We start from the raw sequence: 26,777 nt of genomic DNA, 5'->3' as shown, positions 1-26,777 counted from the left end.
GGGGCATGATGACGGGTTTTCGTGAACAGGGAAGCGGCATTCCGCTGATGCTGCTGCACGGGATCAGCTCTGGCGCAGCCTCCTGGCACAAGCAGATGGCGCTGAACGGTTTTCGCGTGCTGGCGTGGGACATGCCCGGTTATGGCGAAAGCCCGATGCTGGCCGCGGAACGGGCGAACGCGGGGGATTACGCCGATGCGCTGGCGGCGATGCTTGACCGGGCTGGCGTGTGGCAGGCGGTGCTGGTGGGCCATTCACTCGGGGCACTGGTTGCCAGCGCCTTTGCGGCGAAATATCCGGATCGTGTGCTGCATCTGGTGCTGGCGGACGCCGCGCAAGGTTACGGCCGCGCCGCGCCGGAGCAGCGCGAGCAGGTCTGGCGCAGTCGCGAGCAGCAGATGGCACTCGGCGGCGAAATCCTCGCGCAGACCCGCGCCGCAAAACTGCTGCGTCCCGGCGCGCGTGAAGCGGATATCGCCACCGTGGCAGCGGGCATGCGCAGGCTTCGCCCCGAGGGCTACCTCGCCGCCGCGTGGATGCTGGCGCACGACGATATTCATGGCTGGCTGAAGCGCTATTCAGGCAACTTTGAAGTGTGGTGCGGCGAGCAGGATGCGATCACGCAACCCGAGCTGGTGCAGGGGCTGGCGCTGCGCTACGGCATGCCGTTTATCGCCATTGCCCAGGCGGGACATGCCAGCTATCTCGATAACGACGCGTTTTTTAACCAACAGCTTTTACGTATTAACGAAGAGGTGCGCGATGAATGCACAAATTGACGGACGCGTAGCGGTCGTCACCGGCGGTTCTTCTGGTATTGGCTTTGAAACGCTACGCCTGCTGCTGGGCGAGGGGGCAAAAGTGGCCTTCTGTGGCCGCGATCCGGATCGCCTCGCCAGCGCCCATGCCGCGCTGCATAACGAATACCCCGACGGGGAGGTTTTCTCTTATCGCTGCGACGTGCTGAACGCTGACGAGATGCAGGCCTTCGCGGATGCCGTTCAGGTGCGCTTTGGTGCCGTGGACATGCTGATCAACAACGCCGGGCAGGGATACGTGGCGCACTTTCATGACACCCCGCGCGAGGCGTGGCTGCATGAAGCTGAACTCAAACTGTTTGGCGTGATCAACCCGGTGCAGGCGTTTCAGCCTTTGCTGGAGCAGTCCGACATCGCTTCCATCACCTGCGTGAACTCCCTGCTGGCGCTGCAGCCGGAGGAGCACATGATTGCCACCTCTGCCGCCCGCGCTGCGCTGTTGAATATGACACTGACGCTCTCAAAAGAGCTGGTGGGCAAAGGCATCCGCGTGAATTCGATATTGCTGGGCATGGTGGAGTCCGGGCAGTGGCAGCGTCGCTTTGAAAACCGGACAGACAAAAGCCAGAGCTGGCCGGAGTGGACGGCGGAGATCGCCCGCAAACGCGGTATTCCGATGGCGCGTCTCGGCAAGCCGCAGGAGCCCGCGCAGGCGCTGCTGTTCCTCGCCTCGCCGCTGGCTTCGTTTACCACCGGTGCGGCACTGGACGTTTCCGGCGGCTTTTGCCGCCATCTGTAAGGACACATCATGAAAAAGATTATGTTGATTGGTTTTGGCGCCATGGCGCAGGCGGTGATTGAGCGCCTGCCCGCTGGCGTGGCTATCGGCTGGATTGTGGCGCGCGAGGTCCATCATGCGGCGATTCACGCGCAGCTTGGTGATGCGGTAGTGGCATTGACCTCACCGCTGGAATGCGCGCAAACGCCCGACCTGGTGCTGGAGTGCGCCAGCCAGCAGGCGGTAGCGCAGTACGGTGAGGATATTTTACGTCGCGGCTGGCATCTGGCGGTTATTTCGACCGGCGCACTGGCGGACAGCGCGCTCGAACAGCGCCTGCTCAACGCCGGCGGCAGACTGACGCTGCTCTCCGGGGCGGTAGCCGGTATCGACGGGCTGGCGGCGGCGAAAGAGGGCGGGCTGGCGCGCGTGACCTACCAGTCGCGTAAAAGCCCGGCCAGCTGGCGCGGCAGCTATGCCGAGCAGCTTATCGATCTTAATTCGGTATCTGCTGCGCAGGTCTTTTTTGAAGGCAGCGCCCGCGAGGCGGCACGACTGTTTCCGGCCAACGCCAACGTGGCGGCCACCGTGGCACTCGGCGGCGTGGGAATGGACGACACGCGCGTACAGCTGATGGTCGACCCGTCAACGAAACGTAACACCCACACGCTGCACGTTGAAGGCGCGTTTGGTGAATTCCATCTGGAGCTAAGCGGCCTGCCGCTTGCCTCTAACCCGAAAACCTCCACCCTGGCGGCACTCAGCGCGGTACGCGCCTGCCGCGAGCTGGCCATGAGCTGAGGAGTGACGATGGACGATCTGAAGATATTTATCGGCGGCCAGTGGCGACACGGTGGCGGCAACCCGATGCAGAGCTATTTCCCGGCAGACGGGTCGATCAACGCGACGTTGAATGCGGCCAGTCCCGACGATCTGCATGACGCGATCGAGGCCGGCGAGCGCGCGTGGCGCGATCCCGCCTGGCGCCACAGCCTGCCGCATACACGGGCGAAGATCCTGCACAAGGTGGCAGATCTCATTGAATCCCGCGTCGACGAGCTGGCGCAGATGCAGAGCCGCGATAACGGCAAGCCGCTGGCGGAGGCCCGCGGGCTGGTAATGAGCGCGGCGGGAACGGCGCGCTACTTTGCCGCCGCCTGCGAGCTGCTGGAAGGGGAACTTCCGACGCCGCGCCAGCCGGATTTACTGACCCTGAGCCGCTATGAGCCGCTCGGCGTGGTGGCGGCCATCACGCCGTGGAACTCGCCGATTGCCAGCGAGATGCAGAAGGTCGCTCCGGCCATTGCCGCGGGTAACGCGGTGATCCTCAAGCCCGCCGAAGCCACGCCGCTGATGGCGCTGGAGCTGGCGCGGATATTTGAACAGGCCGGGCTGCCCGCCGGGCTGCTGAGCGTGCTACCGGGCAAAGGCTCGGTGATTGGCGACGCGCTGGCACGCCACCCTAAAGTACGCAAAATTTCCTTTACCGGCGGTACCACCACGGGCCGTCACCTGGCGCACGTGGCGGCGGAAAAACTGATCCCGGCATCGCTGGAGCTGGGCGGAAAATCGCCGACTATCGTGTTGGAGGATGCGGATATCGAGCAGGCCGCGCGCGGGATCTGCTACGGCATTTTCAGCTCGGCGGGGCAGGCGTGCATCGCCGGTTCGCGGCTGTTTATCCACGAAAGCCTTTACGCCCCGCTGATGGCGCGGCTGCTGGAGTTAACCCGCGGTCTGCGCGTCGGACATCCGTTTACCGACGGTGTCCACGTTGGGCCGCTGATCAATGAAAAACATCGGCAGAGCGTACAGGCGTACGTTGAGCTGGCAAAGCGTGAAGGGGGCCGCGTGCTGTGCGGTGGAGAGATCCCGGCCGATCCCACGCTGGCAAGCGGCAGCTTCTTCCTGCCAACGATTATCGAAGGGCTGAGCAACAGCGCCCGTGTCTGCCAGGAGGAGATCTTTGGCCCGGTGCTGGTGGCGATGCCGTTTCGCGATGAAACCTCGCTTATCCGCGAGGCCAACGACTCGGTTTACGGCCTGGCCGCCGGGATCTGGACACGCGATACCGGGCGCGCGCTGCGCTTAAGCGAACAGCTTGAGGCCGGCACGGTGTGGATCAACACCTACAAAGTATTTGCGATTTCGACCCCGTTCGGGGGCTTTAAAGAGAGCGGTCTGGGCCGCGAGAAGGGCATTCAGGGGCTGAAAGCCTGGATGCAGCAAAAGAGCATTTATCTGGCGACGGGTAACAGCGTCAACCACTGGTGCGACTGAGAAAGGGTGAGCAATGAGCGAAATGATAACCGTCGGCGACGCCATCGCCAGAACGCTGGAGCAGTATCAGGTTGAGGCCATCTACGGCGTCATCTCTATTCACAACCTGCCCATCGCGGATGCAGTAGGGCAGCGCGGCAACATCCGCTTTGTACCGGCACGCGGCGAAGCGGGGTCTGTCACCATGGCTGATGCCCACGGACGTTTTTCCGGCCTTGGCGTGGCGCTGACCAGCACCGGCGCGGGCGCGGGTAACGCCGTAGGCGCGCTGGTGGAGGCGATGAACGCCTGCACGCCGCTGCTGCACCTGACCGGGCAGGTAGAAAAAGCCTGGCTGGATGCCGACACCGGGTTTATCCATGAAACCCGCGACCAGCTGACTTTCCTGAAGGCCAGCTCAAAACGGGCGTATCGCATCAGCAATGCCAGTCAGGCGATAGCGATTTTGCATAAAGCGATTCAGGAGGCGCAGACGCCGCCGTGCGGGCCGGTCTCCGTGGAGATCCCGATTGATATTCAGGGGGCGAAAATTCCGCTGTCGCTGGTGACCGCACCGGTGAAACCGGCGTCGGTTTCGCCGGTAGATGCCGGGAGTGTTACTGCGCTTTGGGCGCAACTCAAGCAGGCGAAACAGCCGCTGCTGTGGCTGGGCGGCGGTGCGCTGGGCTGCGCGGACGCAGTGAAAAAGCTGGCGGATGCAGGTATCACCGTGATCTCCAGTACTCACGCGCGCGGCGTACTGCCGGACAGCCATCGCGCCAGCCTGCGGGCATTCCACAACTCGCCATCGGTTGAAGCGCTGATCGCGCAGTGTGACTTTACGCTGATCGCCGGTTCACGTCTGCGCAGCAATGAGACCCGTTCATGGACGCTCGAGCTGCCTTCTCCGCGCGTACAGATCGATATCGACCCGGCGGCGGCAAGCCGTAACTATCTGATGGATAACACGCTGGTAGCCGACTGCTCAGCGTTGCTGAGCGCGCTGGCTGAAAAAGCACAGGGGCGTGAATGGGGGAATGCTCAGTGGGATGGTCTGGTTCAGGAGGCGGTGACACAGGCAGAACGTGGGCTGCGTGAACAGTGCGGCGTCTATACGCAACTCAACGATGCCATAGAGAAAGCGCTACCTGAAGATGGCCTGCTGGTGCGCGATATTACCGTTTCCGGCAGCCTGTGGGGCAGCCGACTGTTCCGCGCCAGAGGGCCGCTGATGAATATTCACTCTCTGGCCGGGGCAATTGGCATGGGCCTGCCGATGGCGATTGGCACCGCGATTGCCAACCCACAACGCAAAGTGGTGGGGCTGGTGGGGGACGGCGGTCTGAGCCTGAATCTGGGCGAACTGGCGACACTGGCGCAGGAGAAGGCCAACGTGACGTTGCTTATCATGAATGACGGCGGCTACGGCGTTATGCGCGGTATACAGGACAAGTATTTCGGTGGCCGTCAGTACTATAACGAGCTGCATACGCCGGACTTTACCCTGCTGTCACAGGCGATTGGCCTGCAGGCATGGAGCGTTGAGCGGGCAGAGGATTTTGATGCGGTGATGACGGAAGCGCTGGCGATGCCGGGACCGTCGGTAGTGGAAGTGCGGATGGGACAAATTGGCGCGCTGAAGTTTGCCGGGCCCCCACAGAAGACGCTTTACTAGCTGTTTTTCCCTCACCCCGGCCCTCTCCCAAAGGGAGAGGGTGATCGCGTTCCCTCTCCATTTGGGAGAGGGGTAGGGTGAGGGGACAAACTCAGAACACGTTAAACGGGTATTCCACGTAAGCGCGGATCTCATCCCCGCCCACGTTGTAATCGCTGGCGTTGCTGGAGACGCGCAGTACGGAATAGCGCAGTTTCAGCTTCAGATCTTTCGCCGGGCCGTCCTGCACCTGATACTGGATCTGGTTAAACCATTCATGCTCTTTGCCGTTACTGGTTTCAGCGGTTTTAATGTTGTCGCCACGAACGTAGGCGGTGGTCCAGCTCAGACCCGGCAAACCAAGACCGCCAAAGTCCAGCCCGTAAGACGCCTGCCATGAACGTTCGTCTTCACCGTTAAAATCAGACCAGTAGGAGTTCGCCAGCCAGATGGTGTTGCCGCCGTCACCAACACCGCCCTGGTCGCGGTAGCCGCCATAGTTGTAGCCGGTGCTTCCGCTGCTCTGCTGGTACGCCACTTTGAACGTATGGATATCCCAGATGTAGCTCGCCGCCAGGCTCCAGATGGTGTTGCTGCGGCCTGTGTCGAGGCTGTCCGCGTAGCCCTGATCCAGACGCGAGTTGTAGCCGTTAAAATCGAGTACCAGCTGCTGGCCGGTGCTGAACGGCTGTTTGAAATTCATGCCCAGATATTGCTTGTTCATCACCTCTTCATTATGGGAGGCGTACAGCGCGCCGCTGAACTGGTCATTGAACTGGTAGCTCGCCCCGCCGAAGGAGAAGCCCTTGAGGCCGCTGTCGTGGCGATCGTCACTTTTACGCTGCTCGTCGGTGAAATAACCGGCGTTGATTTCCAGACCGTCGATCTCCTTAGAGGTCAGCATGGTGCCGGTGTAGCTTTCAAACAGCAGGCGGGAACTGTCGGCGTTAATGATTGGCAGCTCGGGACGCTGATTACCGTAGCTGAGTACGGTATTCGAGATGCGCATTTTGGCGGTCGCGCCAAATTTCGCCAGATCGGATTTTGCGCGTCCGTCGTCTTCCTGTTTAAAGAAGTCAATGCCACCTGCGCCGCTCTTACCGCGGCCACCGTCCAGACGCACGCCATACTGCGCAATGCCGTCCACGCCAAAGCCAACCACTCCTTCGGTATAACCTGATTCAAAGGTGGCGATGATACCCTGACCCCATTCTGCTTTATCTTGCTGGCCCTGATGATAATCACGGCTGATATACGCATTGCGTAAAAACAGATCTAAATGGCTGTCATTAATAAAACCCTGGCTGTCTGATTGTTGGCTTGCAACGGCAGGTAATGTGGCAAATATGCTTAACGCAACTAACGATAATTCTTTTTTCACGGAGGGAACGTCTCTGTCTTAATATATTAATTTGAATTACTGCGGATTCGATAATTACCCGAAAAGTAACCGATTGCAATAATTATGTGACCAGACATTTCAATGGTGAAGATCAGGTGTGACGGGGCTTTTGTGGGTGTTACCGATATGTGCGGTTAAGTTAGCAATTCATGCGAAATAAAAAGGAGGCAAATTTGCCTCCTTCCAAAATTATTTAATTCCGTCTGCGGCCATACGGTCGCGAATATGTTGTGCACGCGCTTCTGAGGCGGGGTGATCGTCAAACATGGAGCTTTGACGTCCGGCTTCCAGTTTAGCCAGCTTTTCAAAACTGGTGGCTAAACCTGCTGGATTGATACCGCGTTTGCGCAACAGATCGTAGGAGTAGTCATCCGCTTCGGACTCCTGACGTTGAGAGAACTGGGAGTTAACCAGCTTTTCGCCCACATCGCCAAGCTGTGACTGGGACAGGCTGCCCACAATACCGCCCGCAGAAGCCGCCGCCGCGCGGATGGCGTTAGTGCCTAAGGCGACCTGCATCCCTTTCTTCACGTGGCCGAGGGCAACGTGGCCCATTTCATGGCCGATCACCGCTTCCACTTCGTTGTCGGTCATCATGTCCATTAACCCGCTGTAAACGCGGATACAGCCGTTCGCCATGGCAAAGGCGTTCACGTCTTTCGCGACGTACACTTTATAGTTTACCGGCTGACCGTTAATGTTATCGCCAAGCGCAGAGGCAATTTTATTCAGACGCTGCGTGTAGGGACTGTTGGCCGGGGCAATCGTAGCCTTTCCATCCATATCTTTACAGGCCTGGTCGCTCAGGGCTTTAACCTGCGCGTCGCTCAGGGAATAGGCCTGAAAAGCTTCTGCGCCTGAGGACATCAGGCCGTTAGAATCCATATTCTGACAACCGCTCAGCAGGAACGTTGTACCCAGGGCCAGCACTAATGCACGCATTTTCATGAGGTTGCTTCCGTACTCGTTAATCTGAATAAAATCCGAAAAGTACACCGACAGCGAAGCCGGGGTCGGGCTAAGTATAAGGAATATCGACGGGCCCGGGCGAGCAGATTGCGCAACATGCGAGCATGATCCAGAGATTTCTTAAGCGGCAAAAGAATGCTCCATGTACATGGCATGCCGCTTGGGTTACATTGTTGGCACTTTTTTCCGGCGTAGCCCAAAACGCGCTGTCGTCAAGGGCATGGCCTTTAACAGTCCGATCTGGAGTTAAAATGTCCTCACGTAAAGAGCTTGCTAATGCTATTCGTGCGCTGAGCATGGACGCAGTACAGAAAGCCAAATCTGGCCACCCAGGGGCCCCTATGGGTATGGCTGATATCGCCGAAGTCCTGTGGCGTGATTTCCTGAACCACAACCCGCAGAACCCGGCATGGGCTGACCGCGACCGTTTCGTGCTGTCTAACGGCCACGGCTCAATGCTGATCTACAGCCTGCTGCACCTCACTGGCTACGATCTGCCTATCGAAGAGCTGAAAAACTTCCGTCAGCTGCACTCCAAAACTCCGGGTCACCCGGAAGTGGGTTACACCGCCGGTGTTGAAACCACGACCGGCCCACTGGGTCAGGGTATTGCGAACGCGGTGGGTATGGCGATTGCTGAGAAGACCCTGGCGGCGCAGTTCAACCGTCCTGGTCACGACATTGTTGACCACTTCACCTACGCGTTCATGGGCGACGGCTGCATGATGGAAGGCATTTCTCACGAAGTGTGTTCCCTGGCAGGTACCCTGAAGCTGGGCAAACTGGTTGCGTTCTACGACGACAACGGTATCTCCATCGACGGTCATGTTGAAGGCTGGTTCACTGATGACACTGCGGCACGTTTCGAAGCCTACGGCTGGCACGTTGTGCGTGGCGTTGATGGCCACGATGCTGACTCGATTAAACGTGCAGTAGAAGAAGCGCGTGCGGTCACTGACAAACCATCCCTGCTGATGTGCAAAACCATCATCGGCTTCGGTTCTCCGAACAAAGCGGGCACCCACGATTCCCACGGTGCGCCACTGGGCGACGCGGAAATCGCGCTGACTCGTGAAGCGTTGGGCTGGAAACACCCTGCATTCGAAATCCCATCTGAAATCTATGCTCAGTGGGATGCCAAAGAAGCGGGTCAGGCGAAAGAAGCGGCCTGGAACGAGAAGTTCGCGGCTTACGCTAAAGCCTTCCCACAGGAAGCGGCTGAATTCACCCGTCGTATGAAAGGTGAAATGCCGTCTGACTTCGACGCGAAAGCGAACGAGTTCATCGCTAAGCTGCAGGCGAACCCATCTAAAATCGCCAGCCGTAAAGCGTCTCAGAATGCGATCGAAGCGTTCGGTCCATGGCTTCCAGAATTCCTCGGCGGCTCCGCTGACCTGGCACCGTCTAACCTGACCCTGTGGTCTGGCTCTAAGCCAATCAACGAAGATGCGGCCGGTAACTACATCCATTATGGTGTACGTGAATTCGGTATGACCGCTATCGCGAACGGTATCTCCCTGCACGGTGGTTTCCTGCCGTACACCTCTACCTTCCTGATGTTCGTGGAATATGCACGTAACGCCGTGCGTATGGCTGCGCTGATGAAACAGCGTCAGGTGATGGTTTATACCCACGACTCCATTGGTCTGGGCGAAGATGGTCCAACTCACCAGCCGGTAGAGCAGGTTGCTTCTCTGCGTGTCACCCCGAACATGAGCACATGGCGTCCATGTGACCAGGTGGAATCTGCAGTGGCATGGAAATACGGCGTTGAGCGTCAGGACGGTCCAACCGCGCTGATCCTCTCCCGTCAGAACCTGGCACAGCAGGATCGTACCGAAGAGCAGCTGGCGAACATCGCCCGCGGTGGCTACGTGCTGAAGGATTGCGCGGGACAGCCAGAGCTGATCTTCATCGCAACCGGTTCTGAAGTTGAGCTGGCTGTTGCAGCCTGGGACAAACTGACTGCCGAAGGCGTTAAAGCGCGCGTGGTTTCCATGCCGTCTACCGATGCGTTCGACAAGCAGGATGCTGCTTACCGTGAATCCGTACTGCCTAAAGCCGTTTCCGCACGCGTGGCGGTTGAAGCGGGTATCGCTGACTACTGGTTCAAATACGTGGGTCTGAACGGCGCTATCGTCGGTATGACCACCTTCGGTGAATCTGCTCCGGCAGAGCAGCTGTTCGAAGAGTTCGGCTTCACCGTTGAGAACGTTGTCGCTAAGGCGAAAGAACTGCTGTAATTGCATTTTTTGGGAAAAGGACGCGTGAGCGTCCTTTTTTTTCTGAAACAGAGGTACCAAAGTAAAGAGTATCAGTTAGTACTTTCTCCCTTATTTATTTGATGAATGTATATGGGTATAAATGCCAATATATATGTATTAGTTATCCCTTTAATCGTTTGTTATTTTATAAGCGCTGTTTAGGTAGGTAATAATGTATATGCAAAGGTTATGTATTTTATCAATATAATAAATCAATTGAAATTAATAAGGATATTGCATGAAAGTAAAGCTATCGATAATTGCTTTAGCGGTTTCGTCATGTTTGTTTTCCGCCAGTACGCTGGCTGAATTGAAAGCAAATGATGATACTAACCGGCTGGAAGGTACCTATAACAATGCGCTTATGCGTTCAACGGATAATGGAGAAAGCTGGCTTGAGCTTGAGGCGAGTAACGGTAATAGTACAGGAGTCAATAACGACTTCCCGGGCACCGAGAAAGTCGTTGTAGCCAATAAGCTTGCTGATGTCATGGCGACACCGCTTTATGACAGTACACGGACCTACAGCACCCCCAATACTAAAGTCCGTTACAATGGATATTATTGGACCAATCAGTGGTGGGCTAACCCTGGTGAAATGCCGGGAAGTAACGGGGTATGGTTAAAAGGGGCGGCGACCCATCTCGAAGAGAATGTGATAGGTACCTACAATTTTACCCCATGGACCGGGCAAATGGCTGAGGATTATCAGTCCACGCAGAAAGAAAAAGTATCTAAGCAGATTAAAGTCTATGGTTATTTTCCTGAGTGGGGTGTTTACGAGGCGCATAACTACTTTACTCCTGATAAAATTGCGTGGGATCAATTAACACACCTGACCTATGCATTTGGTGTGGTCAAAAATGGTGTGGTTGTTATGAATGACACCGAGAAAGGTCCACAGTTGATGAAAGATATTGCCAGTGCCAGTAAACAGGCAGGGGTGAAAAATATTTTGTCCGTTGGTGGCTGGAGTAATTCCGAAGAGGGCTCTTTTGAATCGGCTACGGCGACCGACCAGGGCGTCGAAAAACTTGCACAGAGCATTGTGGATTATGTTGTTACGTGGAAATTCGATGGGGTAGATATTGACTGGGAATACCCTGATACCAGTGTTGAAAAAACGCAGTTCACCAACCTCATCACTAGTCTGCGCAATAAACTGGATGCGCTAGGTAAACAAAACGATATTTATTACCAACTCTCTGCTGCAGTAACGATTAACCATAACAATATGGGTTATATCAACCCAGCGGTAACGGCCACATTGCTGGATTCTGTTAACGTTATGGCTTATGACATTCACGGTGCATTTGATGCCATTACCGGACATAATGCACCACTGTATGCGAATAGTAAGGATCAGGATGCTAAGCTCAACGTCGCTGCTGCGATGAATGAATATGCGACGACCTGGAGTGTACCGAAGAATAAACTGACGATGGGGGTTCCTTTTTATGGTCGCGGCTGGGGGGATGTGGAACCAACAGAGATTGTGAAAGGGCTTCCAGGTCTGTTTGCTCCTGGCAGTGCAACAGTACACGGGGCCTGGGATGATAAAGATCAGTACACCGGCACTAATCCGTTCTATGTACTGCAACAGAAGCTAGCCAGTGGTGATTACACCCGTTACTGGGATTCAGAATCGCATGTTCCCTATCTGTACAATGCGAAGACCAAAGAATTCCTGACGTATGATGATGAAGCGTCTATTACGGACAAAGTCAATTACATCAAAAACCAAGGTTTTGGTGGCGCGATTATATGGGATATCAGTGGTGATTCCAGCGACCATAAGTTGGGTCAAATTGTGGGGACGTTGATCCAGAAGGACAGTGATGATGGTGATGGCGGTGATGATGGTGATCAAACTCACGTCGTTTCCTATCTAAATCTGAATCGTAGTGCCAAAGGGGGGCTGAGTTATGATGGTGACTCCGCTCGCTTCATTATGAACCCAGGCATTGAAATTGAAATGCCTTTGAGTGATTTCCAGAATGGCGTCTTCGATATTCGCCTCAATGACATTTCTGTTGGGACCATTGACAAGGGAAAAGTCATGAATGGTGTGGTCAGTATTGAGGGGCAAACTGCTTCTGTCATTACTAACACCCTGACAATTAAAGTGGGGGATCTTATCGCCGTCACTCGTCAGGATGCGGATAAGGAATACGTCGATGCTTCCAAAACTGTCACAAGAGAAATGCTTGGGCACGCTGTTTTTGATGAGAGCGGTCAGTTGAAAGATGTTTATATTGCCAACAATCAACAGGTCGAAAACGCAATTCAGCTGATGATGGATGGCTATGCTGACTCTCAGTACGATGTGTATGTAAATGATCGGTCTGTTGCAACAGCGTATGCCCAAAAAACGGGGAAATGTGTGACGAAAAACATGACCTGTGGTTACCTAGGCGGAGAAAAAATCTATTACTACACTGATTCCAGTGTTGTCGTTCGCCAGGATGACACCATTAAGATTTACCAGGTCAATGAGGGTAGCAAAACGTTAGTCGCTTCACTGACCGTCCCGCATGGCATCACCTATTATTGATTTTTACTGTCTCCTGCCCGGGGCCATTTCCCGGGCTGTTCTCTCTTGTTACCTTTAAAAAAACGCGTTCTGTTATTTGCCCTAAAATGTGACGCAAGTCATATAGCTCGCTTATTCATCTGGACAGACATTCCTTTTATTCCCCGATTCGCTTATTCTTGCTGAAGCGTTTCAGTCGATTAAATGTTCGACAATTGACCAATCAATCGCAGTTTGTGATAGCAAAGATTCCCCTTCGGGCGTAGCTGGATTACTCTTTCAGCCACCTCGAACTCAGGGATAGCTTTGCAGGAGATCTATGACCGTACGCGTAGCGATTAATGGCTTCGGTCGCATCGGGCGCAACGTGGTTCGTGCTTTATATGAATCCGGGCGTCGGGCGGAAATTACCGTGGTGGCAATCAATGAACTGGCGGATGCTGCGGGCATGGCGCATTTATTGAAATATGACACCAGCCACGGACGCTTTGCCTGGGACGTGCGCCAGGAAAGGGATCAGCTGTTTGTCGGTGACGATACGATCCGCGTACTGCATGAGCGCAGTATTGCCGCGCTACCGTGGCGTGAACTGGGTGTGGATGTGGTGCTTGACTGTACCGGCGTATATGGCAACCGCGAACACGGCGAAGCGCATCTCACCGCCGGCGCGAAAAAAGTCCTGTTCTCTCATCCCGGCAGTAACGACCTCGACGCAACGGTCGTTTTCGGCGTCAATCAGCATGAGCTGCAACCCGAACACCGTATTGTCTCCAACGCCTCCTGCACCACCAACTGCATTATTCCGGTCATTAAACTGTTAGACGATGCATATGGCATTGAATCCGGCACCGTGACCACGATTCACTCCGCCATGCACGATCAGCAGGTCATCGACGCCTACCACCCGGATTTACGACGCACGCGTGCTGCGAGCCAGTCAATCATCCCGGTGGATACAAAACTGGCTGCCGGGATCACCCGAATTTTCCCGCAGTTTAATGACCGTTTCGAAGCGATTGCCGTGCGTGTACCGACGATAAACGTCACCGCAATTGACCTCAGCGTGACGGTAAAAAAACCGGTAAAAGCCTGTGAAGTCAACCTGTTGCTGCAAAAAGCGGCACAGGGGGCATTTCATGGTATAGTTGACTATACGGAATTACCGTTGGTCTCAGTGGATTTTAACCACGACCCGCACAGCGCCATTGTTGATGGCACGCAAACGCGCGTCAGTGGCGCACACCTTATCAAGACGCTGGTCTGGTGTGATAACGAATGGGGCTTTGCTAACCGAATGCTCGACACCACGTTAGCAATGGCTGCCAAAGGTTTCAGGTAAGACGCATCGTGCGTCTGCAAAACTTTAAGAATCAACGAGAGGATTCACCATGTCTGTAATTAAGATGACCGATCTGGATCTGGCTGGTAAACGCGTTTTCATCCGTGCGGATCTGAACGTGCCAGTTAAAGATGGCAAAGTGACCAGTGACGCGCGTATCCGTGCATCTCTGCCAACCATCGAACTGGCTCTGAAGCAGGGTGCGAAAGTGATGGTGACCTCCCACCTGGGTCGTCCAACTGAAGGCGAGTACAACGAAGAGTTCTCTCTGCTGCCGGTTGTTAATTACCTGAAAGACAAACTGTCCAGCCCGGTTCGCCTGGTGAAAGATTACCTGGATGGCGTGGAAGTGGCTGCCGGTGAGCTGGTGGTGCTGGAAAACGTTCGCTTCAACAAAGGCGAGAAGAAAGACGACGAAGCACTCTCCAAAAAATACGCGGCGCTGTGCGACGTATTCGTAATGGATGCATTCGGTACTGCGCACCGTGCGCAGGCGTCTACCCACGGTATCGGTAAATTCGCAGACGTTGCGTGCGCTGGTCCTCTGCTGGCTGCGGAACTGGATGCGCTGGGTAAAGCCCTGAAAGAACCTGCTCGTCCAATGGTTGCCATCGTGGGTGGTTCTAAAGTTTCTACCAAACTGACCGTTCTGGATTCCCTGTCTAAAATCGCTGACCAGCTGATCGTTGGCGGTGGTATCGCGAACACCTTCGTTGCCGCTCAGGGCCACAACGTTGGTAAATCCCTGTATGAAGCAGACCTGGTTGACGAAGCCAAACGCCTGCTGGGTACCTGTGATATCCCGGTTCCAACCGATGTTCGCGTTGCCACTGAGTTCTCCGAAACGGCGACTGCTACCCTGAAATCAGTGAACGACATCAAAGATGAAGAGCAGATTCTGGACCTGGGCGACGTTTCTGCACAGAAACTGGCTGAAATCCTGAAAAACGCAAAAACTATCCTGTGGAACGGTCCTGTTGGCGTGTTCGAATTCCCGAACTTCCGTAAAGGGACTGAAATTGTTGCTAACGCTATCGCAGACAGCGAAGCGTTCTCTATCGCAGGCGGTGGTGACACCCTGGCAGCAATCGACCTGTTCGGTATCGCTGACAAAATCTCCTACATCTCCACTGGTGGCGGCGCATTCCTCGAATTCGTGGAAGGCAAAGTTCTGCCAGCAGTAGCAATGCTCGAAGAGCGCGCTAAGAAGTAAGCCATTCAAGGGCAGGGAAACCTGCCCAATTTTCAGCGCGCTTTAAGAGCTCGCACCTTTTCTAACGGCCGAAGATACAGGACTAAGCAACATGTCTAAAATTTTTGATTTCGTAAAACCTGGCGTGATCACTGGTGATGACGTTCAGAAAGTGTTCCAGGTAGCTAAAGAAAACAACTTTGCTCTTCCAGCAGTTAACTGCGTGGGTACTGACTCCATCAACGCCGTACTGGAAACCGCTGCAAAAGTTAAAGCGCCGGTTATCGTACAGTTCTCTAACGGCGGCGCTGCGTTCATCGCAGGTAAAGGCGTGAAAACTGACATTCCTCAGGGTGCTGCAATCCTGGGCGCTATCTCTGGTGCGCACCACGTACACCAGATGGCTGAACACTACGGTGTTCCAGTTATCCTGCACACTGACCACTGCGCGAAGAAACTGCTGCCGTGGATCGACGGTCTGCTGGACGCGGGTGAAAAACACTTCGCGGCTACCGGTAAGCCACTGTTCTCTTCTCACATGATCGACCTGTCTGAAGAGTCTCTGGAAGAGAACATCGAGATCTGCTCCAAATACCTGGCGCGCATGTCCAAAATGGGCATGACCCTGGAAATCGAACTGGGTTGCACCGGCGGTGAAGAAGACGGCGTGGACAACAGCCACATGGACGCTTCTGCTCTGTACACTCAGCCAGAAGACGTTGATTACGCTTACACCGAGCTGAGCAAAATCAGCCCACGCTTCACCATTGCAGCGTCCTTCGGTAACGTACACGGCGTTTACAAACCAGGTAACGTGGTTCTGACCCCAACCATCCTGCGTGACTCTCAGGAATACGTGTCCAAGAAACACAACCTGCCGCACAACAGCCTGAACTTCGTCTTCCACGGCGGTTCCGGTTCTTCTGCTCAGGAAATCAAAGACTCCGTAAGCTACGGCGTAGTGAAAATGAACATCGATACCGACACCCAGTGGGCAACCTGGGACGGTATCCTGCAGTACTACAAAGCGAACGAAGCTTACCTGCAGGGCCAGCTGGGCAACCCGAAAGGCGAAGACCAGCCGAACAAGAAATACTACGATCCACGCGTATGGCTGCGCGCAGCGCAGACGTCCATGGTGACCCGTCTGGAGCAGGCATTCAAAGAGCTGAACGCGATCGACGTTCTGTAATTTGAGCTGCTGACAGCATCAGGAGGCCCGCAAACGCGGGCCTTTTTTTATGCTTTTTCAATACCCTGTCAGATCGGTTTTTGTGATCTGTTTGGCAAAACTTGCGCTTTTTGTTTACCCTTTACGGACCTGCCTGTCTCCATGGGGGATGGATTTGTGTTTTGGTTTAACAAAAGGAAGAATAAATGGAACAACTCGATGTTGTAGACAGCATCAATAACGCCGGTAACTGGCTGGTGCGCAACCAGGCGCTGCTGCTGAGCTACGCCGTGAATATCGTTGCGGCGATTGCCATCATCATCGTCGGGATGATCGTGGCGCGTATTGTATCGAATGCGGTCAACCGGGTGATGGTAGCGCGACACATTGACGCTACGGTGGCTGACTTTCTCTCTGCGCTGGTGCGCTATGGCATCATCGCGTTTACGCTGATTGCTGCACTGGGGCGCGTGGGGGTACAAACGGCATCGGTGATCGCCGTGCTTGGTGCCGCGGGTCTGGCTATTGGTCTGGCGCTGCAGGGCTCGCTCTCGAACCTGGCGGCAGGCGTTCTGCTGGTCACCTTCCGTCCGTTCCGCTCGGGTGAATACGTTGACCTTGGCGGCATTGCCGGTACCGTACTGCAGGTACAAATTTTCTCTACCACTCTGCGTACCGTTGACGGGCGTATCGTTGTGGTCCCGAACGGGAAAATCATCGCGGGCAACATTATTAACTTTTCTCGCGAGCCGGTGCGCCGTAACGAGTTAATTATCAGCGTGGCGTATGATTCCGATATTGATCAGGTGAAATCGCTGATTGCTAACATCATCGCCTCCGACGATCGCATTCTGAAGGACAAAGAGCAGACCGTGCGCCTGCATGAGCTGGGTGCTTCCTCTATTAACTTCGTGGTGCGTATCTGGAGCAAAAGCAGCGATCTGCAAAACGTGTACTGGGACGTGCTGGAGCGCATTAAGCGCGAGTTTGACGCCAACGGCATCAGCTTCCCGTATCCGCAGATGGACGTAAACGTCAAAAAAGTAAAAGAAGCCGAATAACGTCTCCCGTAGGCCCGGTAAGCGCTAGCGCCACCGGGCTTTTATTTTATTAGCTATGCTAATACCCAATTAATATTATCAATTTCCTCTAATGTTCTTCTCGCAGTATAGTCTGCTCCAAAGACAATTCTGCGAGATAAATGTCATGTTATCGTATTATTTTCAGGGGCTTGCGTTAGGTGCAGCCATGATCCTTCCCCTCGGTCCGCAAAATGCGTTTGTCATGAACCAGGGGATTCGCCGTCAGTTTCATCTGATGATTGCCCTGCTGTGCGCGGTAAGCGATTTACTGCTGATTTGTGCCGGGATTTTTGGCGGGAGTGCGCTGCTGATGCAGTCACCCTGGCTGCTGGCGCTGGTGACCTGGGGCGGGGTCGCCTTCCTGCTGTGGTACGGATTCGGTGCGTTAAAAACGGCCATGAGCAGTAACCTGGAGCTGGCGAGCGCAGAAGTGATGAAGCAGGGGCGCTGGAAGATCATCGTCACCATGCTGGCGGTAACGTGGCTTAACCCGCACGTCTATCTCGACACGTTTGTGGTGCTCGGGAGCCTGGGTGGGCAACTGGACGTTGAGCCGAAGCGCTGGTTTGCCCTGGGCACAGTGAGTGCCTCCTTCCTCTGGTTCTTTGGCCTCGCCATTCTGGCGGCGTGGCTGGCACCCCGTTTGCGTACCGCTAAAGCCCAGCGGATCATCAACACGCTGGTGGGCGTGGTGATGTGGGTCATTGCCTTTCAGCTGGCGAAAGAGGGGATTCATCATGTTCAGGGATTGTTCAACTAAGCGTTGTCTTATGGACAACTGAGCAGGACCCGCTAAGCTTGCTGGCATGCGCCCTGTTGTTGGGGCACTCTTCGCAACATGGAGGAATGACAGTGAAGTTTAATGTGATGGCCCTGGCGGCATTAGTAAGTTTGGGTGCGGTGTCTGTTCAGGCGAATGAATTGCCAAATGGTCCGCACATCGTCACTTCCGGCACCGCCAGCGTGGATGCGGTACCGGATGTTGCGACGCTGGCAATTGAAGTCAACGTGGCCGCGAAGGATGCCGCTTCCGCCAAGAAGCAGGCTGACGATCGTGTTGCGCAATATCTCTCTTTCCTGGAGCAGAACGGTGTTGCCAAAAAAGACATCAGCTCTGCGAACCTGCGTACTCAGCCTGATTACGACTATCAGAACGGCAAAAGTATCCTGAAAGGCTATCGCGCTGTGCGTAGCGTTGAAGTGACCGTCCGCCAGCTGGATAAGCTGAACTCCCTTCTGGATGGCGCGTTGAAGGCGGGTCTGAACGAAATTCGTTCCGTCTCACTGGGCGTTGCGCAACCGGAGAAATACAAAGACGAAGCGCGTAAAGCGGCAATTGACGATGCGATGCATCAGGCGCAGCAGCTGGCCGCTGGCTTTAAGAGTAAGCTCGGCCCGGTGTATAGCGTGCGTTACCACGTCTCTAACTATCAGCCAAGCCCGATGGTACGGATGATGAAAGCCGATGCGGCGCCGGTATCTGCTCAGGAAAGTTATGAGCAGCCGACCATTCAGTTCGACGATCAGGTTGATGTGGTGTTCCAGCTGGAGCCGACGCAAACTCAGCAAACTGAGACGGCTAAGGCGCAGTAATTTGCCCTCACCCTAACCCTCTCCCTGTGGGAGAGGGAATTCAAGCGATTAATCCTGTCTCAACACCTTGTGCCCGTATGCCAGCAGCGCGTCGGTGACGTTGCGCATCATGCGGCTTTCCGGCGCAAAACGGTGCCAGTAAAGCATCCGGCGCTGATACAGCCCCGGCGTCAAATCAATCAGCTCACCGCTTTTCAACTCCTTTTCAATCTGCAGGTGCGGGATCATGCAGCAGGTGGTTCCCTGACGCGCAAGCTGCACGAAGGCCTCAGACGAGTTCACGATGTGGCACGGCACGCTGCCCGGTGGCAGGTCAAAGTTTTGTTGCAGGAACGCCTGATGCATATCGTCCAGATGGTCGAACGCCACGGCAGGCGCCTTAAGCAGCGCGGCGCGGGTGACGCCATTGGGGAAGTAGCGCTCCGCAAAGGCTTTTGAACCGACAAACAGGTAATCCAGCGCGCCCAGTTGATCGACCAGGCAGCTTGGCAGTGCCTGAGGCTGAATACTGACCGCCCCGACCACTTCACCGCGACGCAGGCGTTCCTGGGTGCGGGTTTCATCTTCAACCTGAAGATTCAGACGGATAGGGGAATCGGCCAGGACCGGGGCGAGGGCGGGCAGCAGCCAGGTTGCCAGACTGTCGGCGTTCACCGCCAGCGACAGCAGCAACGGCGTAGAACCCGTTTGTTCATCACCCAGCCATTCGTCTTCCAGCAGTTCAACCTGACGCAGCAGGGCGAGGAGCTTTTGTCCTTGCTCTGTTGGACGCGGTGGCACGGTACGCACCAGCAGTGGCTGCCCGAACATGTTTTCAAGCTGTTTGATACGCTGTGATACGGCGGACTGAGTAATACACAGCTTTTGCGCTGCGCGCTCAAAACCGCGTTCACGAATAACTGCATCAAGTGCCTGTAGTGTTCTGTAGTCCGGACGTTTCATTGCTCTGGCTTACTCCTTAATTTTGCTTAATCTGCACTATGACACAATTTTCCCTTTGTGGCAGACGAATTCCACCTCACGTGTTCTATAATGCGCCCTAAGTTTTCATACCACAGGCAAAACGATCATGACGCAGGATGAACTGAAAAAAGCAGTAGGATGGGCCGCGCTCCAGTACGTGCAACCGGGTACTATCGTCGGTGTGGGTACGGGGTCGACGGCGGCACACTTTATCGATGCGCTGGGCACGATGAAGGGGCAAATCGAGGGCGCGGTTTCGAGCTCCGATGCTTCCACGGAAAAGCTGAAAAGCCTCGGCATTACCGTTTTCGATCTGAACGAAGTGGACCGTCTGGGGATCTACGTTGATGGCGCGGATGAAATCAACGGGCATATGCAGATGATCAAAGGCGGCGGCGCAGCGCTGACGCGTGAAAAGATCATCGCCTCCGTGGCCGATAAATTTATCTGTATCGCGGATGCATCCAAGCAGGTTGATATTCTGGGTAAATTCCCGCTGCCGGTTGAAGTGATCCCAATGGCGCGCAGCGCCGTGGCACGTGAGCTGGTAAAACTCGGCGGACGTCCTGAATACCGTCAGGGTGTGGTCACCGATAACGGCAACGTGATCCTCGACGTTCATGGCCTGGAAATTCTCGACGCGATCGCGCTCGAAAACGCCATCAACGGCATTCCGGGCGTGGTAACAGTAGGGTTATTCGCCAACCGTGGCGCGGATGTTGCGCTGATCGGCACGGCTGATGGCGTGAAAACCATCGTAAAATGATCTGACGGGGGGAGTCCTCCCCCCGCTAAAAAAATTTTGAAAAGCTAAATTCGGTGACTTGTGTCACGTTTTTTGCCCCTCTCTTGCTGAACCTTCCGCATTCACAAATATTTACAGCATTTTACTCTGCTATTTTGCGCTGTATGACTTTTCTTCAGAGTGCCGACGCAAACGTTCATATTGCTGCAATAGTTTTTTTTGATATGTTGGCTAAGCGGATTTCAATCCAGCACAACATCAGTTCAGACAAAAAAACAGGGTCGGGTAAATGGCAAAGGTATCACTGGAGAAAGACAAGATTAAATTCCTGCTAGTAGAAGGCGTGCATCAAAAAGCACTTGATAGCCTTCGCGCGGCAGGTTACACCAACATCGAATTTCACAAAGGCGCGCTGGATACTGAAGAGCTGAAAGCGTCCATCCGTGATGCCCACTTCATCGGCCTGCGATCCCGTACTCACCTGACTGAAGATGTTATTGCTGCGGCGGAAAAGCTGGTCGCTATCGGCTGTTTCTGCATCGGTACCAACCAGGTTGACCTGAATGCTGCCGCAAAACGCGGTATCCCGGTCTTCAACGCCCCGTTCTCCAACACCCGTTCCGTGGCGGAGCTGGTGATTGGCGAACTGCTGCTGCTGCTGCGTGGTATTCCGGAAGCCAACGCCAAAGCCCACCGCGGCGTGTGGAACAAACTGGCCGCGGGCTCTTATGAAGCGCGCGGTAAAAAGCTGGGTATCATCGGTTACGGCCACATTGGTACCCAACTGGGTATCCTGGCTGAATCCCTGGGCATGCATGTTTACTTCTACGACATTGAAAGCAAACTGCCGCTGGGGAACGCCACTCAGGTTCAACATCTTTCTGACCTGCTGAACATGAGCGACGTGGTAAGCCTGCATGTGCCGGAAAACGCCTCAACCAAAAACATGATGGGCGCGGAAGAGCTGGCGCTGATGAAGCCAGGTTCCCTGCTGATCAACGCCGCACGCGGTACGGTTGTCGACATTCCCGCGCTGTGCGATGCCCTGAAGCGTAAGCATCTGGCGGGGGCGGCTATCGACGTCTTCCCGACGGAGCCTGCAACCAACAGCGATCCATTTAACTCTCCGCTGTGCGAGTTCGACAACGTGATCCTGACGCCACACATCGGTGGCTCTACTCAGGAAGCGCAGGAGAACATCGGCCTGGAAGTGGCGGGTAAACTGAGCAAATACTCCGATAACGGTTCAACGCTCTCTGCCGTTAACTTCCCGGAAGTGTCACTGCCGCTGCACGGTGGCCGTCGTCTGCTGCACATTCACGAAAACCGTCCGGGCGTGCTGACCGCCATCAACCAGATCTTTGCTGAGCAGAGTGTCAACATTGCCGCGCAGTATCTGCAAACCAACTCGCAGATGGGCTATGTGGTTATTGATATCGAAGCAGATGAAGATGTGGCCGAGAAAGCGCTGCAGAGCATGAAGGCCATTCCGGGGACGATTCGCGCGCGTCTGCTGTACTGAGGGTGTGAGGTAAATGCAAAACGGTAACGATAGTTACCGTTTTTTATGTTTTCTCCCTCTCCCGGTGGGAGAGGGCTGGGGTGAGGGCATCAGGCTGCACGCCTGTTTCACCATTCCCACAACTTTGATGGCGTCACCACCGCCGGCAACGGTACATCCCACTTCTCGACCGGCAAGGCTTCTACCGCCTGACAATCATGCGCATAACCCACCGGCTGCAACCCGTACTGCTGCCAGTTTTGCAACGTTCTGTCATAGAAGCCCCCGCCCATTCCTAAACGCTGGCCCTGTTCATCAAACGCCACCAGCGGCGTAATCAGCACGTCCAGCTGTGACAGCGGCAGCACGTCGCGCACATCCAGCTTCGGCTCGGTGATTTTCAGACGATTCACAACCAGTTCGCTGTGCGGGTGGTAGTGCAGAAACAGCAGGTTCCCTGCGCTAAACGGATGCAGCACCGGCAGATAGACCCGCTTTCCGGCTCGCCAGAGTTGTTCGATGAGTGGCTGCGTATCCAGCTCACCATCAAAAGAGAGAAACAGCGCGACGGTATGCGCCATCACTACAGGCGGATACGCCATCATGCGTGCCGCGGCCTGCTGGGCAAAATGCGCTTGCTGTTCAGGGGTTAACGCCCGGCGACGTTGTCGAATGAGTTGACGAATATCCTGGCGTGAGGCAGAAACTTCAGGGAATTGAGTCATGGTAGTGGTAGAAGAAGAGTGAGGGAATCTCCGAGATGCCGCCGCAGGCTGTAACCCTTGAACCCTTGGTTCAAGGTGAATGTGTCGTCATAGTTTTAAGGCTTCTCGGACGAACCGAGCATGCTCACCAACCATGGAGCGCCACATTCTTGTGGTATGAAATATCGGCTCAGGGGACTGGCCCGCTTGCGAACATCTCAGAGAAATTTTGTCTTCACAGTTACTCTACCATAGTCAACTGAGAAGTGTTATTCAAACTTTGGTCCCGGTCTTTCGGGATTGCGACCTTGATCAAGCAACGCCTGTTCTATGGTCTGCTGGAGCATTTTAATGCGCTGCTCCATGCTTGCCGCGTAGTCGCGGGTCTTCGCTTTTTCCTGAGTCAGTTCATAGCTGATGTTCAACGCGGCGATAAAAACCAGCTGCTCAGTATTTGTGACTCTAGTGCGTTCTTTGAGATCTTGCAACCGCTGATTCAAATCGTCCGCAGCCTGATTCAAAGCATCCCTTTGTTCAGGAGGACAATTCACTCGCAGTGAACGGCCAAAAATCTGGAGATCGACGGGTTGTGCAGACATGCCACCTTCCTGCTGATTGACTGCGCTGCCTTCGCTTACTGCCCCGGGGGCTGCGAAGGGGCGACACTATAGCTACCCTGATGTGAAGATACAAGCCCTTTTCTGGTATCACCAGGGTCCAAAGTGGTAGCATATCATGAATATTCCTCCCTTTGATGACGAAAGCTCATGTCTATACAGAACGAAATGCCTGGTTACAACGATTTAAACCAGTTACTGAACCAGCAGGGTGTGGGTTTAACCCCTGCCGAAATGCACGGTCTGATCAGTGGCATGCTATGCGGCGGAAACAGCGACAGCTCATGGCAGCCGCTGATCCACGACCTGACGAACGAAGGGCTGGCGTTTGGTCATGAACTGGCGGAAGCGCTGCGAAAAATGCACTCGGCAATCAGCGATTCGCTGGAGGATGATGGCTTCCTTTTTCAGCTTTATCTGCCTGAAGGCGACGATGTCAGCGTGTTCGATCGCGCCGATGCGCTGGCCGGTTGGGTAAACCACTATCTGTTGGGGCTGGGCGTAACGCAGCCTAAGCTTGATAAAGTGACCGGTGAAGCGGGTGAAGCGATCGACGATCTGCGTAACATCGCGCAACTGGGTTACGACGAAGAAGAAGATCAGGAAGAGCTGGAGATGTCTCTCGAAGAGATTATCGAGTACGTTCGCGTGGCGGCACTGCTGTGCCACGATAACTTCACCCGCTCGCAGCCAACCGCACCGGAAGTTCGTAAGCCAACCTTACATTAAGAAAAATAACGCACAGGAGGGTGTCATGGTTATCTCGAATCAAGAGTATTCCCGTCGTCGTCAGGCGCTGCTGGCAAAAATGCAGCCCGGAAGCGCTGCGCTGATTTTTGCCGCGCCCGAAGTGACGCGCAGTGCCGACAGTGAATACCCCTATCGCCAGAACAGCGATTTCTGGTACTTCACCGGGTTCAATGAACCGGAGGCGGTACTGGTGCTGATCAAGAGCAATGACACCCACAACCACAGCGTGATTTTCAACCGCGTACGGGATCTCACCGCGGAGATCTGGTTTGGTCGCCGCCTGGGGCAAGAGGCCGCGCCCGCGAAACTGGGTGTGGACCGTGCGCTGGCGTTCAGTGAAATCAACCAGCAGCTCTATCAGTTGCTGAACGGGCTGGATGTGCTTTACCACGCGCAGGGTGAGTATGCGTACGCCGATGAGATAGTCTTCACCGCGCTGGATAAGCTGCGTAAAGGCTCCCGGCAGAATCTCTCCGCCCCGGCCACGCTGACGGACTGGCGCCCGGTGGTCCACGAGATGCGCCTGTTTAAATCGCAGGAAGAGCTGGACGTGATGCGTCGTGCAGGCGAAATCAGCGCGCTGGCTCACACAAGGGCGATGGAAAAGTGCCACCCCGGCCTGTTTGAATATCAGCTGGAAGGCGAGATTCACCACGAGTTCAACCGCCACGGCGCGCGTTATCCTTCTTACAACACCATTGTCGGCGGCGGTGAAAACGGCTGCATTCTGCATTACACCGAAAATGAAAGTGAACTGCGTGACGGCGATCTGGTGCTGATTGATGCAGGCTGCGAATATCAGGGCTATGCGGGCGACATTACCCGTACCTTCCCGGTGAACGGTAAGTTCACTCCCGCGCAGCGCGAAATTTATGACATCGTTCTTGAATCTCTTGAAACCGCGCTGAAGCTTTATCGCCCCGGCACCTCCATCCAGGAAGTGACCGGCGAAGTGGTGCGCATCATGATTACCGGCCTCGTAAGGCTCGGGATTCTGAACGGTGATGTGGATACCCTGATTGCTGAAAATGCGCATCGCCCCTACTTTATGCACGGCCTGAGCCACTGGCTGGGGCTGGATGTGCATGATGTGGGTGCGTATGGTTCAGAACGTTCTCGCGTGCTGGAGCCGGGTATGGTGCTGACCGTTGAACCGGGGCTCTACATTGCGCCGGATGCCGACGTGCCGGAAGCGTACCGTGGAATTGGTATTCGCATCGAAGATGACATTGTCATCACCGAAACCGGTAACGAAAACCTGACCGCGGGCGTGGTGAAAAACGCCGATGACATTGAGGCGCTGATGGCAGCGGCACGCCCATGAGCGTGATTATCGTTGGTGGGGGGATGACGGGAGCTACGCTGGCGCTGGCCATCTCGCATTTGACGAAAGGGCAACTTCCGGTCCATCTGGTGGAGGCCGTGGCGCCAGAGGCGTCCGACCATCCCGGGTTTGATGCCCGCGCCATTGCCCTGGCTCAGGGGACCTGCCAGCAGCTCGCTCGAATTGGCATCTGGCAGGCGATTGCGGATTGTGCGACGGCAATTAACACCGTTCACGTCAGCGATCGTGGCCATGCCGGGTTTGTGACGCTGGACGCGCAGGATTACCGCATTGATGCCTTAGGTCGGGTGGTTGAACTTCACGACGTCGGGCTGCGTCTGTTCCGTTTATTGCAGGATGCCCCGGGTGTGACGCTCCATTGCCCGGCACGCGTCGCCAGCTTCAGCCGCAGCGAAGCGGCGGTCAGCGTGACGCTGGAAAACGGCACGGTTCTGGATGGCCAGCTTCTGGTCGCCGCCGATGGTTCACGTTCTGCGCTTGGCACCCAGTGCGGCGTGGAATGGCGCGCTCAGCCTTACGGACAGGTCGCCGTTATTGCTAACGTTTCTACGGCGGGAGAACACAACGGCAGGGCGTTTGAACGTTTCACTCAGCACGGCCCGCTGGCCATGCTGCCGATGTCAAACGGACGCTGCTCGCTGGTGTGGTGCCATCCCCAGGATAAAGCGGCTGACGTTGAGGCCTGGTCCGACGACCGTTTTTGTACCGAGCTGCAAAAAGCCTTTGGCTGGCGGCTGGGGCGTATTACCCATGCGGGAAAACGCGCTGTTTACCCGCTGTCGCTGACCACGGCATCTCAGTCCATCTCCCATCGCGTGGCGCTGGTCGGCAATGCCGCGCAGACGTTGCACCCAATCGCCGGGCAAGGCTTCAACCTTGGGCTACGCGACGTGATGAGCCTGGCAGAGACTCTGTCCCAGGCGTGGCATGAGCAAAAAGATTGCGGCGCGTATCCGGTGCTCAGCCATTATCAGAAGCGACGCCGGGCGGATAAAGAAGCGACTATCGGCGTCACCGATGGCCTGGTGCATTTGTTTGCCAATCGCTGGGTACCGCTGGTTGCAGGCCGCAACCTTGGGCTGATGGCGATGGAATTATTCATTCCGGCACGTGACGTGCTGGCGCAGCGGACCCTTGGTTGGGTCGCGCGTTAAGGAG

General features: G+C 55.4%; 23 protein-coding genes and 1 other RNA gene. 18 read left to right on the top strand and 6 right to left on the bottom strand.

The annotated features are described in order from the left end of the window. Positions 1–8 precede the first annotated feature (8 nt). Genes AX755_RS04575 through AX755_RS04555 form a run of 5 tightly spaced genes read left to right on the top strand, consistent with a single transcriptional unit; the run spans position 9 to position 5,470 of the window. On the top strand, positions 9–779 hold the full coding sequence (locus AX755_RS04575) for an alpha/beta fold hydrolase (RefSeq protein WP_057071838.1): 771 nt from the start codon (positions 9–11) through the stop codon (positions 777–779). After that, positions 763–1,557: an SDR family oxidoreductase gene (locus AX755_RS04570; RefSeq protein WP_020687070.1), complete on the top strand. Its 795-nt coding sequence runs from the start codon at positions 763–765 to the stop codon at positions 1,555–1,557. The genes AX755_RS04575 and AX755_RS04570 overlap by 17 nt, the downstream gene beginning before the upstream one ends. Positions 1,558–1,566: 9 nt before the next feature. Continuing rightward, positions 1,567–2,337 (top strand): aspartate dehydrogenase, encoded by a 771-nt coding sequence (locus tag AX755_RS04565; RefSeq protein ID WP_038983560.1) that lies wholly within the window; start codon positions 1,567–1,569, stop codon positions 2,335–2,337. A 9-nt stretch (positions 2,338–2,346) separates the two neighbouring features. Next, positions 2,347–3,816, top strand: coding sequence for an aldehyde dehydrogenase (locus tag AX755_RS04560; RefSeq protein WP_038420547.1), 1,470 nt, complete (start codon positions 2,347–2,349; stop codon positions 3,814–3,816). Positions 3,817–3,829: 13 nt separating this feature from the next. After that, a complete protein-coding gene (locus tag AX755_RS04555; RefSeq protein ID WP_062856365.1) occupies positions 3,830–5,470 on the top strand; it encodes a thiamine pyrophosphate-binding protein in 1,641 nt (546 codons plus the stop codon). A 91-nt stretch (positions 5,471–5,561) separates the two neighbouring features. Here the strand turns inward: AX755_RS04555 and AX755_RS04550 are convergent, their stop codons facing one another. Together AX755_RS04550 and AX755_RS04545 are read right to left on the bottom strand one after the other, a co-directional pair. Then, entirely contained in the window at positions 5,562–6,830 is a 1,269-nt protein-coding gene (locus tag AX755_RS04550) for an OprD family outer membrane porin (RefSeq protein ID WP_062856364.1), read from the bottom strand. A gap of 210 nt (positions 6,831–7,040) precedes the next feature. Continuing rightward, on the bottom strand, positions 7,041–7,799 hold the full coding sequence (locus AX755_RS04545) for a M48 family metallopeptidase (RefSeq protein ID WP_013098638.1): 759 nt from the start codon (positions 7,797–7,799) through the stop codon (positions 7,041–7,043). 272 nt (positions 7,800–8,071) lie between these two features. On the opposite strand from AX755_RS04545, the gene tkt reads away from it, so the two are divergent. The 8 genes from tkt to AX755_RS04505 all read left to right on the top strand — a co-directional run bounded on the left by tkt (position 8,072) and on the right by AX755_RS04505 (position 18,994). Then, complete coding sequence (gene tkt / locus AX755_RS04540) at positions 8,072–10,063, top strand: transketolase (RefSeq protein ID WP_038420542.1); 1,992 nt, start codon at positions 8,072–8,074, stop codon at positions 10,061–10,063. Between the two features lie 259 nt (positions 10,064–10,322). After that, the gene (locus AX755_RS04535; RefSeq protein WP_073971412.1) at positions 10,323–12,638 is read left to right on the top strand and encodes a glycoside hydrolase family 18 protein; all 2,316 of its coding nucleotides are present in this window, start codon (positions 10,323–10,325) and stop codon (positions 12,636–12,638) included. Between the two features lie 298 nt (positions 12,639–12,936). Further along, positions 12,937–13,956, top strand: coding sequence for an erythrose-4-phosphate dehydrogenase (gene epd, locus AX755_RS04530; RefSeq protein WP_045293229.1), 1,020 nt, complete (start codon positions 12,937–12,939; stop codon positions 13,954–13,956). Between the two features lie 49 nt (positions 13,957–14,005). Further along, positions 14,006–15,169: a phosphoglycerate kinase gene (gene pgk, locus AX755_RS04525; RefSeq protein ID WP_013098635.1), complete on the top strand. Its 1,164-nt coding sequence runs from the start codon at positions 14,006–14,008 to the stop codon at positions 15,167–15,169. Between the two features lie 91 nt (positions 15,170–15,260). Further along, positions 15,261–16,340: a class II fructose-bisphosphate aldolase gene (gene fbaA, locus AX755_RS04520; RefSeq protein WP_013098634.1), complete on the top strand. Its 1,080-nt coding sequence runs from the start codon at positions 15,261–15,263 to the stop codon at positions 16,338–16,340. A gap of 185 nt (positions 16,341–16,525) precedes the next feature. Next, positions 16,526–17,380 (top strand): small-conductance mechanosensitive channel MscS, encoded by an 855-nt coding sequence (locus AX755_RS04515; protein ID WP_013098633.1) that lies wholly within the window; start codon positions 16,526–16,528, stop codon positions 17,378–17,380. 145 nt (positions 17,381–17,525) lie between these two features. Further along, a complete protein-coding gene (argO, locus tag AX755_RS04510) occupies positions 17,526–18,161 on the top strand; it encodes an arginine exporter ArgO (RefSeq protein WP_045293227.1) in 636 nt (211 codons plus the stop codon). 92 nt (positions 18,162–18,253) lie between these two features. Continuing rightward, a complete protein-coding gene (locus AX755_RS04505) occupies positions 18,254–18,994 on the top strand; it encodes an oxidative stress defense protein (RefSeq protein WP_013098631.1) in 741 nt (246 codons plus the stop codon). Positions 18,995–19,042: 48 nt separating this feature from the next. Here the strand turns inward: AX755_RS04505 and argP are convergent, their stop codons facing one another. After that, the gene (gene argP, locus AX755_RS04500) at positions 19,043–19,936 is read right to left on the bottom strand and encodes a DNA-binding transcriptional regulator ArgP (protein WP_008499727.1); all 894 of its coding nucleotides are present in this window, start codon (positions 19,934–19,936) and stop codon (positions 19,043–19,045) included. A gap of 127 nt (positions 19,937–20,063) precedes the next feature. Here argP and rpiA point away from each other — a divergent pair, with 127 nt between their 5' ends. Next, positions 20,064–20,723 carry a ribose-5-phosphate isomerase RpiA gene (rpiA, locus tag AX755_RS04495; RefSeq protein ID WP_013098630.1) on the top strand — a complete coding sequence of 220 codons (660 nt, stop codon included), beginning with the start codon at positions 20,064–20,066 and terminating at the stop codon, positions 20,721–20,723. 268 nt (positions 20,724–20,991) lie between these two features. After that, the gene (gene serA, locus AX755_RS04490) at positions 20,992–22,224 is read left to right on the top strand and encodes a phosphoglycerate dehydrogenase (RefSeq protein ID WP_013098629.1); all 1,233 of its coding nucleotides are present in this window, start codon (positions 20,992–20,994) and stop codon (positions 22,222–22,224) included. Positions 22,225–22,331: 107 nt separating this feature from the next. Here serA and AX755_RS04485 read toward each other — a convergent pair whose 3' ends face one another. From AX755_RS04485 to zapA, 3 genes are all read right to left on the bottom strand, one after another. Then, a complete protein-coding gene (locus AX755_RS04485; RefSeq protein WP_057071752.1) occupies positions 22,332–22,928 on the bottom strand; it encodes a 5-formyltetrahydrofolate cyclo-ligase in 597 nt (198 codons plus the stop codon). A 23-nt stretch (positions 22,929–22,951) separates the two neighbouring features. Continuing rightward, positions 22,952–23,135, bottom strand: a non-coding RNA gene (ssrS, locus tag AX755_RS04480) — 6S RNA. Positions 23,136–23,176: 41 nt separating this feature from the next. Further along, a complete protein-coding gene (gene zapA, locus AX755_RS04475; protein ID WP_006811891.1) occupies positions 23,177–23,506 on the bottom strand; it encodes a cell division protein ZapA in 330 nt (109 codons plus the stop codon). 168 nt (positions 23,507–23,674) lie between these two features. Between zapA and AX755_RS04470 the strand changes: the two genes are divergently transcribed. From AX755_RS04470 to ubiH, 3 genes are read left to right on the top strand one after another with little or no spacing between them, the layout of a single operon-like run. Then, positions 23,675–24,253 (top strand): YecA/YgfB family protein, encoded by a 579-nt coding sequence (locus AX755_RS04470; RefSeq protein WP_013098627.1) that lies wholly within the window; start codon positions 23,675–23,677, stop codon positions 24,251–24,253. Positions 24,254–24,284: 31 nt separating this feature from the next. Further along, positions 24,285–25,598, top strand: coding sequence for a Xaa-Pro aminopeptidase (gene pepP / locus AX755_RS04465; RefSeq protein ID WP_104668930.1), 1,314 nt, complete (start codon positions 24,285–24,287; stop codon positions 25,596–25,598). After that, positions 25,595–26,773, top strand: coding sequence for a 2-octaprenyl-6-methoxyphenyl hydroxylase (gene ubiH / locus AX755_RS04460; RefSeq protein ID WP_062856363.1), 1,179 nt, complete (start codon positions 25,595–25,597; stop codon positions 26,771–26,773). Before pepP ends, ubiH begins: the two co-directional genes overlap by 4 nt. Positions 26,774–26,777 lie beyond the last annotated feature (4 nt).

Source organism: Enterobacter sp. SENG-6 (assembly GCF_001605945.1).
Taxonomy (GTDB): Bacteria; Pseudomonadota; Gammaproteobacteria; order Enterobacterales; family Enterobacteriaceae; genus Enterobacter; species Enterobacter cloacae.
Note: the sequence above shows the minus strand (reverse complement) of the source record. Positions and strands in the feature narration are given on the sequence as shown.